We start from the raw sequence: 11,861 nt of genomic DNA, 5'->3' as shown, positions 1-11,861 counted from the left end.
TTCCCCGTCGTCTGCCACATCGTCTGCATCAGCGCGACCATCGGCGCCAAACCGATGGTCAGCGGCACGAAAATGAAGTGGTAGACGGTGGTGATGCCGAACTGCCACCGTGACACGTCCACGACGTCCATGAACTCTCCTAAGCGCGAGACCCGAGTGGGGTGGAAGGCCCCCTGTATTGGCAGTCGTCCGGTGGCGGCCGTTGGTTCCCGGCGAAAATAGGGGAGGGGGTAATCGAAGTGCGCAAATGCGCGCTTGACGACGGGATGGTGCGGTGCCCGGCGGGGGTGGAAGCTCGCGTTCGGCGTGATCCGTGGCATGACGGGGGCCCGTTTTTCGCCGCGCGGGGCGGGGCGGTAGGCTTTTGCACGTCGTCGCGTGCGATGAGGGCCTCTAGCTCAGTTGGTAGAGCTGTGGACTTTTAATCCATAGGTCGTGGGTTCGAGCCCCACGGGGCCCACCTCTCGAGTAGCGCGCCCACCCCTGTTTTCCGGGAGAGTTGGGATGCTGGCGCCTCCCTGCCGTACGGTTCACACCTTCACCGATGCGCGGGAGGCTCTCTGGTGCTCGCGAACGAAGCCCGGATGAGCCCCCCCCGAATAGACGTCCGCCGACGCGCTGCGGATGCTCGCGAGCTGGGCCGCGACCTCGGCAACGCGCGTGGAGGCCACTGCGGAGTAGGCTCCCCGGCCCCTGGCGGTGTTAGTCTCAGCAGAGCGATGCAACCCGCTCCGCGTGAGATTTCGCACGAGAAAGACGTTGACGCAGATGCCCTATCGCAGCCGCGCCACCCTGCAGTCCTGGCTCGACGAGTTCACTCAAACCCACGCTCTCGGATCGCTGGTGCGGGTGATCCCGCAGGACGGTTCTGACGGCGAAGACACGGGCCTGATCGTCTTCCCGGTCGCAGGCGGAACGACGACCACGTACCTCCAGCCGAACGACAGCCCCGGCGACCGCTGGCGGATCCACTTCGAGCCCCGCGAACACGAGGCCGCAATGGACAGCTCGCAGGTCCACTCGATGGCCGCCGAGCTCGAGATGGCCGCGGCGCTGTGCGACTTCATCGAGATGAAGTCCGAGGAGCACATGGCGCGGCTGCAGCGGCGCTGAAACCGGCTGCTCGCTGAACCGGGCGTTGGCTGTGCCCGGTCACTGGCTGCGCTCGGCGCTGACTACCGCGTGCACTGATACACATGCACGACCGGTGGTGCTGGTGTCATCTGTCGGGGCCCGCGAGGCCACTCCTGCACCAGCCCTCGTGCAGATGTTTCGTGCAGATGTTTCGTGCAGATGTATCGTGCAGCCCATCGCCTCGCCGATCGCCCGACTCACCAACCCTGGCTGCCCGGCGCCCCCTTGAACGGCCCGACGACCCACGACGTGACCCACCCGCCGTAGAACCGACCCGGCTGGGGCTCGACCCGCTCCCCGCGCACCGTGCACTCGTCCATGCCCTGCGGGTACACCGCCACCCGATCCGCCAGCTCCTCGAACCCGGCAGCCGGCCGCGGATAGTTCCACGCCGCACCCTCACGCACCACCCCACCACCGCGCACGTCGAGGTAGCGCGCAGCGCCCTTGAACTCGCAGAATGACGAGCCCGCGGCATCCCGCAACGCTCCCGGAACGAAGTCGGCGATCGGCAGGTAGTACACCGGTGGATGGCTGGTCTCGAGCACGCGCACGACATCCGCCGTGTCGACGATCACCTCACCGCCCAACGTGATCGTGACTCGCCCCGCCACGGACTCCACGCGGGGCGGACGTGGGTACTCCCACACGCTCTCCTGACCGGGGCCGATGGGATCGGGAACGGGATGCCGCATCGACTCAGCGTACGGCCGATTCCCGGCATCCGGCCGCCCGCCAGACGCCTCGCCGATGGATAATGGAGGCATGACGTCGGGGCGCCCCGCTGCCTACAGCGCCATCTCCAGCTACTCACGCGTGGAGATCCTCCATCTGCTGCAAACGAACCCGCAGCAGACCGTCGGCGACCTCGTCACCGCCACCGGCCTCCACGCCAACACCGTCCGCGAGCACCTGCAGCGCCTCATCGAACGCGGCTTCGTCGCCACCGAGACCGAGAAGCGCACCGTGCGCGGCCGCCCGCGCGTCTTCTACCGCGCCGTCGACGGCGACCAGGTCTCGAGCGAACTCCACCGACGCAAGGTCGAAGCCGCCGTCGAACGCGGCGACCTCATGCGCCGGGTCATGCCCGAGACAGCCGTCGGCGACCTCGACCCCGACGCCCAGCACCAACTGGATGCCGTGGTCGAACAGCTCCTCGACGGCGGATTCGACCCGGTCGTCGACGAAGAAGAGCTCACGATCGACCTCACTCCGTGCGCGCACGCCGAATCGCAGGCCGGCCACCGCCAGACGCTGTGCGAGGTCCATCTCGGCATCATGCAGGTCGCCCTCAGCGAAGCCGGCGGACCGCTCGCCATCGACGGTATGCGAGCCTCCTGCGACCCGCGCGAGTGCGTCATCCAGCTGATGCGCCGCCGCCCCGACACCGCCTGACACGCCCCTCCGTCACGCCCCTCGCCTGCGCGGGTATTTTGCACGGCCCGAACGCGAGCGCCGGCCGCGCCGCGAATCGTACCCTCAGAGGATCACTCTGGAAGGACACCCGTGGAGTTCTTGGATCCGCTCATCCTCGCGCGATGGCAGTTCGGCCTGACCACCCTGTACCACTACCTCTTCGTGCCGCTCACCCTCGGCATGGCGCTGACCGTCGCGATCTTCCAGACCATCTGGCACCGCACCGGCGACGTGAAGTGGCTGCACCTCACCCGACTGTTCGGGAAGATCTTCCTCATCAACTTCGCGATGGGCGTGGTCACCGGCATCGTGCAGGAGTTCCAGTTCGGCATGAACTGGTCGTCCTACTCCCGCTTCACCGGTGACGTCTTCGGAGCACCGCTCGCCTTCGAAGGCCTCATGGCCTTCTTCTTCGAAGCCACCTTCATCGGCCTGTGGATCTTCGGCTGGGACAAGCTCCCCCGCCGCATCCACCTCATGACCATCTGGTTCACGGCCGTCGGCTCGATCCTGTCGGCTTACTTCATCCTCACCGCCAACGCGTTCATGCAGAACCCGGTCGGGTACGAGTACAACGCCGAGACCGGCCGTGCCGAGCTCGTCGACTTCTTCGCGCTGCTGACGAACCCCGTCGCCCTCGCCGCGTTTCCGCACACGATCTTCTCGGCGTTCATGTTCGCCGCAGCCGTCATCATCGCCGTCGCCGCCTGGCACCTCCGCCGCGGTCAGCACGTCGACACGATGCGCCCCGCCCTCCGCTACGGCGCGTGGTTCATGATCATCTCGTTCGTCGGCACCGCCATCAGCGGCGACCAGCTCGGCCTCGTCATGGTCGAGACCCAGCCCATGAAGATGGCGGCCGCCGAGGCGCTCTGGGATTCGGCCTGCGGCGCCGAGGCGTCGTTCTCGATCTTCTCCATCGGCACCCCTGACGGCACCGAGGAGATCTGGTCGCTGCGCGTGCCCTACCTGCTGTCGTTCCTGTCCACCCACACCTTCGACGGCTGCGTGGAAGGCCTCAACGACCTCCGGGCCACCTACGAGACGATGTTCGGCGCGGGTGTCGACTACATGCCCGAGATCTGGGTCACGTACTGGTCGTTCCGCTGGATGATGGGCTTCGGCGGCATCGCCACCCTCATCTCCGTCGCCGGCCTCTGGGTCACCCGCAAGAGCGCGAAGACCCCCGTGAAGGACTGGATGTGGCGCGTCGCCATCTGGTCGGCCCCGCTCCCCCTGCTCGGCAGCCTCGTCGGCTGGATCTTCACCGAGATGGGCCGCCAGCCCTGGATCGTCTTCAGCCTCATGCTCACGGAAGACGGCGTCTCCCCGAGCGTCCCGGGCTGGACGGTGCTGATCTCGCTGGTCGCCTTCACCGCGGTCTACGCCGCCCTCGCGGTGGTCGAATTCCGCCTCATCCTCAAGGCCGCACAGGCGGGGCCGCAGGCGCTGCCCGGCGACGAGGACCGACTCTCGGGCGACCAGCCCATCGACCAGACCCCGACGACGGTCTACTAGGAGCACGCCATGGATCTCGCCTACCTCTGGTTCTTCATCGTCGGCATCCTGTTCGTCGGATACTTTGTCCTCGACGGGTTCGACTTCGGCGTCGGCATGAGCCTGCCGTTCCTCGGCAAGAACGACGTCTCCCGTCGTCAGGTCATCAACACCATCGGCCCGATCTGGGACCTCAACGAGACGTGGGTCATCGTCGCCGGCGCCTGCCTGTTCGCTGCATTCCCGGAGTGGTATGCAACCCTCTTCAGCGGCTTCTACCTGCCGCTGCTGCTGATCCTGCTGGCCCTCATCCTCCGGGGCGTCTCCTTCGAGTACCGGCACCAGCGCGAAGGCCTGGCGTGGAAGCGCGGCTTCGACCGGATGATCGTCATCGGCTCCGCCGTGCCGGCCTTCCTCTGGGGCGTCGCCGTCGGCAACATCGTGCAGGGCGTGCCCATCGACGCCGACAAGGAGTTCACCGGGTCGCTCCTGACCCTTCTGAACCCGTACGGCCTGTGGGTGGGCGTCACCACGCTGCTGCTCTTCTTCCTGCACGGTGTCTACTTCGTCGGGCTCAAGACCGACGGGCAGGTCAAGGAGGACGCGCACGCCCTCGCCCGGCGCGCCGCCATCCCCACGGTGATCTTCGCCGCCGGCACCGTCGTCTGGACCGTCGCGATCGCGATGGGCCGCGAAGCGCCGCTGCTGTGGGCGGTCATCGCCTGCGGCGTCATCGCCGCCCTCACGCTGCTCAGCTCGGCGGTCGCCAACCTCCGCTCCCGCGACGGCTGGGCGTTCGCCCTCGGGGCCGCGACCATCGTGTTCGCGGTGCTCACGCTGTGGTTGGCGCTCTTCCCGTACGTCATGCCCTCGACCACCGACCCGGCGTACTCGCTCACGATCGAGAACGCGTCGAGCACGGATTACACGCTGACGATCATGTCGTGGGCGGCCCTCGTCTTCCTGCCGCTGGTACTCGCGTACCAGGGCTGGACGTACTGGGTCTTCCGCAAGCGCGTCATGCGCACGACCATCGAGAAGGCCGCCGCCGTCACCCACTGACGCGCATGTGAGGATTGACGCATGGCTTCCGAGGGGAACGGTCGACAGCCTCCGCTCGACCCCCGACTGCTGCGGTACGCCGCGGCATCCCGCCCCTTCTTCGTCGCGATCGCGGCCATCGGCCTCGGCCAGACGGCCGCGATCGTCGGGTTCGCGGCGCTGACGACCCAGGCGATCGTCGACGCGATCGCGGGGCGGGAGATCACCGGCACGCTGATCTCCCTCGCCGGGGTGGTCGCGGCGCGCGGCGTGTTGCTGTGGCTGCGCGAGCACGTCGCCGCCCAGGCCGCCGCGCGGGTCGAGTCGCAGCTGCGCCGGTCGCTGCTCGACGCGGTCGACCGGCTCGGCTCATCGTGGCTCGCACAGCAGAGCACCGCCCGACTCGCCCTCGTCGCCGGCCGCGGCCTCGAGGCCCTCGACGCCTACTTCGGCAAGTACCTCCCGCAGCTCGTCCAGACGATCGTCGCGACGCCGATCCTCGTCGCGATCATGTGGTGGTCGGACTGGCTGTCGGGCCTCGTCGTCGTCCTGACGATCCCGCTCATACCGCTGTTCATGGTGCTCATCGGCATGGCGACCCGCTTCGTCCAGAACCGCCAGTGGGACACGCTCGCCCGCCTGGCCACCCGCTTCAGCGACACCGTGCAGGGCCTGTCGACGCTCACCGTCTACGGCCGTCAGCACCGCGCCGCCGACTCGATCGAACGGGTCACCGACACCTACCGCCGCGAGACGATGCGGGTGCTGCGGGTGTCATTCCTCTCCGGCTTCGCCCTCGAATTCCTCGCCTCGATCTCGGTCGCGATCGTCGCGGTGTCGATCGGATTCCGGCTCCTCGACGGTTCGCTCCCCCTCGCGGTGGGCCTGTTCGTCCTGCTCCTCGCCCCCGAGGCCTACCTGCCGCTTCGCCAGGTGGGCGTGCAGTTCCACGCCTCCAGCGAAGGCGTCGCCGCGACGCGGGACGTATTCGCGGTGATCGAGGCGGCCGACACCGCCGCGCCCGTGCGCCACGGTGGCGACACCATCACCGCCGGCCCGATCGCCGTCGAGGGTCTCTCGGTGCGCGGCCTGCCGCCGGTGTCGTTCACCGCCGCTCCCGGCGACATCGTCCTCTTCGAGGGCCCCAGCGGGTCCGGCAAGTCGAGCCTGCTCGCGGCGCTCCGCGGCGCCGCCGACCACACCGGCACCCTCACGATCTCCGGCACGGATGCCACGACGCTCCGCCCGGGACAGTGGCTCGCCTGGGCGGGCCAGACCCCCGGGCTCGTGGCGGGCACCGTCGCCGCCAACGTCGCGCTCGGCGACCCGGAGATGCTGGAGTCCGTCGTGACCGAAGCCCTCCGCCTGGCCGGCGCCGCCGACATCGATCCGCAGCGCCACCTCGGCGTGCAGGGCGCGGGTCTGTCAGGCGGGCAGGCGCAGCGGGTTGCGGTCGCCCGCGCCATCGCGCGCCACCTCCGCGGCCGCGCGCCGGTGATCGCGCTCGACGAGCCGTCCGCCGCACTCGATCCGGCCACCGAGGCGGAACTGTGGGTCGCGCTCCGCCGCCTCGCCGACGACGGTGCCCTCATCCTGCTCGTCTCCCACCGCGCCTCCGCCCGCACGATCGCCGACACCGTCGTGCGCCTGACCGATGTGGAGGTGACCGCATGAGCACACCCACCGCGGTGCTCCGCGCCGCCATCCCCCCGGCCCGCCGCTTCTGGCCCGCGCTCGCCTCCGGGTTCCTCTCCGAAGCGTCCGCCGTCGCCCTTCTCGCCGTCAGCGCGTGGCTCATCGTGCGCTCCTCCGAGCAGCCGCTCGTCATGTACGTCACGATGGCCGTGGTCGGCGTCCGCGCGTTCGCATTGAGCCGCGCGGTGTTCCGCTACACCGAGCGGCTCGCGAGCCACGACGGCGTCCTCCGCCAGCTCGCCGCGACCCGCACCGATCTCGTCCGCCGGCTCGTGCCGCACGCTCCCGCCGGGCTCAGCGAGACCTCGCGCGGCTCGGCGCTGAGCACCCTCGTCGACGACGTCGACGAGCTGCAGAACCTGCCCCTGCGGGTCGTCCTTCCGCTGGTGTCGTCGCTCACGGTGGCGGTCGCGTCGGTCATCCTCGTCGCGATCGTGTGGTGGCCCGCAGCCCTGACGCTCCTCGCCTGCCTGCTCGTCGCCGCGGCCGCCGCCACCCTCTGGGGCTGGGCCGCCGGCGCTCGCGCGGAGCGAGCCATCGCGCCGCTGCGCGCCCAGGTCGCCGACGCGGTTCTCGACCACCTCGGCAGCTTCGACGTGCTCGTCGCCTACGACGCCGACGCCGCCAGCCGCGACCGGCTCCACACCGCCGACGCCGCCCTCCGCACCGCCGTCACCCGCCGCGCCGTCGCCCAGTCCGCGACGACCGCGGTCGTGTCCGTCCTCGCCGGCGTGGCGACGCTCCTCGCCGTCCTCGTCGCCGCGCCCGGCATCGGCGCAGGTTTGAGCGGCCCAGGTCTGAGCGGCCCAGGGCTCGCGGTCGTCGTCCTCGTGCCGATGGCGGTGTTCGAGGTCTTCGCGGCCGTTCCCGCCGCGGCATCCGCGTGGCGTCAGGTGCGCGCGGCCGCGCAGCGTGTCGCCGATGCCGTGCCCTCAGAGATCCCCGCTGAGATCCCCCGAGCGGATGCCGCGACCGGCACCGCCCCGGCGCTCGGCTCCGGCCTGTCCCTGCGCGGAGCGTCGGTCACGTGGCCGAGAGCCGCCGCCCCCACGCTCCGCGACATCGACCTCGACGTCGCCCCCGGCGAGCGCGTGCTCGTCATCGGCCCGAGCGGGTCGGGCAAGAGCACCCTCGCGCACGCGCTCGTCCGGTTCCTCGAGGTCGACGGCGCCTACACGATCGGCGGCCTGCCCGTGCAGGACCTCTCGGCCGACGATGTGCGACGGACCGTGGGTCTGTGCGAGCAGAGCCCGATGCTCTTCGACGAGGACATCCGCCAGAACCTGCTGTTCGCCCGCGACACCGCGACCGACGCCGAGCTCGAAGCCGTGCTCGACCGGGTGGGGCTCGGCGAGTGGCTCCGCTCCCGCGGCGGGCTCGACGCGCGGGTCGGCGAGCGCGGCGCCCTCGTCTCGGGCGGTCAGGCGCAGCGCATCTCGCTCGCGCGGGCGCTGCTGCGGGGCTTCCCCGTGCTCGTGCTGGACGAACCGACCGCGGGCGTCGACCCGGCGGCATCCGATGCCCTGCTCACCGACCTGCTGTCTGCGGTTGGCGATGACCGCGCCGTCATCGTGATCTCGCACGTCGACGTTCCCGCGGGCCTCGTCGACCGAACGGTGCGACTGATCGGCGGCCGGCTCTCCGGCGGGGTCGCCGCCTGAGCGTCAGCTCTCCGAAGCCGCCGCCGCGGCGGTGATGCGGCTGGCCATGCCCGCGAAGATGAAGCCGTGGAACGGCAGCACCGCGAACCAGTACAGCCGCCCCGCGAGCCCCTTCGGGAAGAACACCGCCCGCTGCCGATAGCGCGACCCTTCACCCTCGGGCTCCGCTTCGAGCTCGAGCCACGCGAGCCCGGGGACCTTCATCTCGGCGCGCAGACGCAGGAAGCGTCCGTGCTCGACGGCCTCGACGCGCCAGAAGTCGATCGCATCCCCCGCAGCCACCCGGCCTCGGCTCCGTCGCCCGCGCTGCAGTCCGACGCCGCCCACCAGACGGTCCATCCACCCGCGCACGGCCCAGAGGAACGGCGACGAATACCAGCCGTTCTCGCCGCCGATGCCCTCGATGATCTTCCAGAGCCTCTCCGGCGGGGCGGGGGTCCACGCCGTCTGCACGTCGGTGAAGACGGTGCGGCCCGCCCAGTCGGGGTCGCTCGGCAGCGGATCGCTGGGAGCCGCCGACAGCTCCGCGTCCTGCCAGCTCGTCTCGACCGTGTCGGCCTCGACGCGGCGGAGCGCCAACCGCACCGCCTCGCGGTATCCGGTCAGCCCGCCCTCCGGGCGCGGCAGCAGCTCGTCGACGGCGTGATCGTCCATGATGCACTCGTTCTGCAGCGACGCGATGAGCGGCCGGGCGATCGCGCGGGGCACCGGGGTGACGAGATTCACCCAGTGCGAGGCGAGGCCGGGCGTGAACACCGGCAGCGCCGCGATCGGCCGCTGGCGCAGGCCCGCCTCGACCGCGTAGCCGTTCATCATCTGCCCGTATCGCAGCACGTCCGGCCCACCGATGTCGACGGCGCGGTTCACCTCGGCATCGACGCGAGCCGCCGCGAGCAGGTAGTGGAGCACGTCGCGGACCGCTATCGGCTGGATGCGGTTGCGCACCCACCGGGGCGCCGGCATGTACGGGAGCACCTCGGTGAGATGCCGGATCATCTCGAACGACGCCGACCCCGACCCGATGACGACGCCCGCCTGCAGCACGAGCGTCGGCACGCCGCTGTGCAGCAGCACCTCCCCCACCTCGACCCGCGAACGCAGGTGCGGGCTGAGCTCCGTTCCGTTCGGGTGCAGCCCGCCGAGGTACACGATGCGCGAGACGGATGCCGCGGCGGCTGCCTCTGCGACGGTCTCCGCCGCCCGGCGGTCCTTGTCCTCGAAATCCTTGCCCCCACCCATCGAGTGGATGAGGTAGTAGAGCACGTCGATGTCGTCCACCGCGGCGGCCATCGCCTCGGGATCGTCGGCAGAACCCTCGGTCACCTCGACCTGATCGCCCCAGCTGAACGCCCCCAGCCGGTCGGGAGTCCGGGCGAGCACGCGCACCCGATAGCCCGCCGCGAGCAAGCGCGGCACGAGCCGGCCGCCGATGTACCCGGTGCCGCCGAGGACGAGGGCGCGCGGCGCCGAACCGTCGGGCCGGGCCTGCGCGACGAGGGCGGGTTCGCGTCCCGTCGGAGCCGAGAGCGTCGTGCCTGCGGAGGAGTCGTGGTGGTCGCTCATGGCGCCACGATAGGCGGGGAGTCACGGCATCCGCACCCGCTTGCCGCAGGCCCGCGGAGGGCGTATAGGTCCCCGGGCGTTGTCAGGACCACGGCGGGAAAGTGCATCTCATCGACCGTTCCCCTACCGCGCACGGATGCGCACCTCTCAACAGGGTCCGTCCCACCCGGGGCGCCTCTTCCGCGTGTGCGGTCCGCGCGTGTGCTCCGCGCGTCAGCGCCGGCCGTTGCCGAAGACCCCGCGGATCACGCTGCTGATGATCGTCTGCGTGGTCTTGGAGCCGAGAACCTGCTCGAGCGGGCTCTTCTCCGCCTTCCGCGTCGTCCGGGTCGAGCCGCCGGTCTTCTTCAGCAGCCGGTCGTACTCGCGCTGCGCGTCGCGCTCGGCCTTCTCCTGGGCCTTGTCGATCGCAGCCTTCTGCTTCGCGTACTCGGCCTCGTCCTTCGCGCGCTGCGCGGCGTCGGCGGCGGCCTTCTCCGCGGCATCCGCGGCCGCCATCTTCGCCGTGAGGATCTCGCGGGCGGACTCCCGGTCGATCGCGGTGCCGTACCGGGCGAGCAGGGGCGAAGCCGTCACCGCGGCGGCGACCGCCGGCGCGGGTGTCGGCGACATGAGCCCCTGCGGCGCGCGCATGCGCGTCCACGCGACCGGCGTCGGGGCGCCCTTCTCGCTCATCACGGTGACGATCGCCTCGCCCGTGCCGAGCTCCTGGAGCGTGCGCTCCAGGTCGTAGCCGGAGGTGGGGTAGGTGCCGACGGTCGCCCGCAGGGCCTTCGCGTCGTCGGGGGTGAACGCGCGCAGGGCGTGCTGGATGCGCGAGCCGAGCTGCCCGAGCACATCGGCGGGCACGTCCTTCGGGGTCTGCGTCACGAAGAAGACGCCGACACCCTTCGACCGGATGAGCCGCACCGTCTGCACGATCGCGTCGACGAAGGCGCGAGAGGCGTCCTTGAACAGCAGGTGTGCCTCGTCGAAGAAGAACACCAGCTTCGGCTTGTCGAGGTCTCCCACCTCGGGGAGGGTCTCGAACAGCTCGGCGAGCAGGTACATCAGGAAGGTGGAGAACAGGGCGGGTTTGTCGATGACGCCGGGCACCTCGAGCAGCGAGATGACGCCGCGGCCGTCGGGAGCGGTGCGGAGGAAGTCCTTCACGTCGAACTCAGGCTCGCCGAAGAAGACGTCGGCGCCGTCGTCGGCGAAGGTGATGAGCTCACGGAGGATCACGCCGGCCGTCGCCGACGACAGGCCGCCCAGCTGCTTCAGCTCGGCCTTGCCCTCATCGCTCGTGAGATAGGTGAGCACGGCGCGCAGGTCGGAGAGGTCGACGAGCGCGAGCCCGTGCTCGTCGGCGTAGTGGAAGACCAGCCCGAGGCTCGACTCCTGCGTCTCGTTGAGCCCGAGGACCTTGCTCAGCAGCAGCGGCCCGAATCCGCTGACGGTCGCGCGCACCGGCACGCCGGTGCCGATGCCACCGAGGGCGAAATACTCCGTGACGGATGCCGCGGGCTCCCACTCCTGCCCGATCGCGCGGGTGCGGGCGAGGAGCTTCTCGTTCGACTCCCCCGGCGTCGCGACGCCGGTGAGGTCGCCTTTGATGTCGGCGGCGAACACCGGCACGCCCTTCGCGGCGAGCTGCTCGGCGAGACCCTGCAGGGTGCGGGTCTTCCCGGTGCCGGTGGCCCCGGCGACCAGGCCGTGACGGTTGGTCATCGCGAGTGGGATGCGGATCTGCGCCTCCGGCACCGGGTCGCCGTTGACGAGGGCGCCGAGGTCGAGCGTCTCCGCCTCGAACGTGTAGCCGCTGACGATGCGGGCGATCTCGTCTGCCTCGAGGGGGCCGGAGGTCTCGGAGCC

At 70.4% G+C, this 11,861-nt stretch carries 10 protein-coding genes and 1 tRNA gene; 7 read left to right on the top strand and 4 right to left on the bottom strand.

Annotated elements, in window-relative coordinates:
- On the bottom strand, positions 1-131 hold a 131-nt coding region (locus ACHFGS_RS02180), incomplete at its 3' end, for a cytochrome ubiquinol oxidase subunit I (RefSeq protein ID WP_394289095.1).
- A 256-nt stretch (positions 132-387) separates the two neighbouring features.
- On the opposite strand from ACHFGS_RS02180, the gene ACHFGS_RS02175 reads away from it, so the two are divergent.
- Positions 388-460, top strand: a tRNA-Lys gene (locus ACHFGS_RS02175).
- Positions 461-768: 308 nt separating this feature from the next.
- Positions 769-1,113: a hypothetical protein gene (locus ACHFGS_RS02170; protein ID WP_394279862.1), complete on the top strand. Its 345-nt coding sequence runs from the start codon at positions 769-771 to the stop codon at positions 1,111-1,113.
- Positions 1,114-1,331: 218 nt separating this feature from the next.
- On the opposite strand, the gene ACHFGS_RS02165 is transcribed toward ACHFGS_RS02170, so the two are convergent.
- Positions 1,332-1,829, bottom strand: a complete 498-nt coding sequence (locus tag ACHFGS_RS02165) for a DUF427 domain-containing protein (protein ID WP_394279863.1) — start codon at positions 1,827-1,829, stop codon at positions 1,332-1,334.
- Between the two features lie 70 nt (positions 1,830-1,899).
- Between ACHFGS_RS02165 and ACHFGS_RS02160 the strand changes: the two genes are divergently transcribed.
- The 5 genes from ACHFGS_RS02160 to cydC all read left to right on the top strand — a co-directional run bounded on the left by ACHFGS_RS02160 (position 1,900) and on the right by cydC (position 8,444).
- Entirely contained in the window at positions 1,900-2,529 is a 630-nt protein-coding gene (locus ACHFGS_RS02160; protein ID WP_394279864.1) for a helix-turn-helix transcriptional regulator, read from the top strand.
- A gap of 111 nt (positions 2,530-2,640) precedes the next feature.
- A complete protein-coding gene (locus ACHFGS_RS02155) occupies positions 2,641-4,068 on the top strand; it encodes a cytochrome ubiquinol oxidase subunit I (RefSeq protein ID WP_394279865.1) in 1,428 nt (475 codons plus the stop codon).
- Positions 4,069-4,077: 9 nt separating this feature from the next.
- Positions 4,078-5,109 (top strand): cytochrome d ubiquinol oxidase subunit II, encoded by a 1,032-nt coding sequence (cydB, locus tag ACHFGS_RS02150; RefSeq protein ID WP_394279866.1) that lies wholly within the window; start codon positions 4,078-4,080, stop codon positions 5,107-5,109.
- Positions 5,110-5,130: 21 nt separating this feature from the next.
- Positions 5,131-6,762 carry a thiol reductant ABC exporter subunit CydD gene (gene cydD, locus ACHFGS_RS02145; RefSeq protein WP_394279867.1) on the top strand — a complete coding sequence of 544 codons (1,632 nt, stop codon included), beginning with the start codon at positions 5,131-5,133 and terminating at the stop codon, positions 6,760-6,762.
- Complete coding sequence (cydC, locus tag ACHFGS_RS02140) at positions 6,759-8,444, top strand: thiol reductant ABC exporter subunit CydC (protein ID WP_394279868.1); 1,686 nt, start codon at positions 6,759-6,761, stop codon at positions 8,442-8,444. Before cydD ends, cydC begins: the two co-directional genes overlap by 4 nt.
- A gap of 3 nt (positions 8,445-8,447) precedes the next feature.
- On the opposite strand, the gene ACHFGS_RS02135 is transcribed toward cydC, so the two are convergent.
- On the bottom strand, positions 8,448-10,007 hold the full coding sequence (locus ACHFGS_RS02135; RefSeq protein WP_394279869.1) for an SDR family oxidoreductase: 1,560 nt from the start codon (positions 10,005-10,007) through the stop codon (positions 8,448-8,450).
- A 213-nt stretch (positions 10,008-10,220) separates the two neighbouring features.
- On the bottom strand, positions 10,221-11,861 hold a 1,641-nt coding region (locus ACHFGS_RS02130), incomplete at its 5' end, for a helicase HerA-like domain-containing protein (protein ID WP_394289094.1).

The sequence above is a fragment of the Microbacterium sp. genome (assembly GCF_043427715.1).
Lineage (GTDB): Bacteria > Actinomycetota > Actinomycetes > Actinomycetales > Microbacteriaceae > Microbacterium.
Note: the sequence above shows the minus strand (reverse complement) of the source record. Positions and strands in the feature narration are given on the sequence as shown.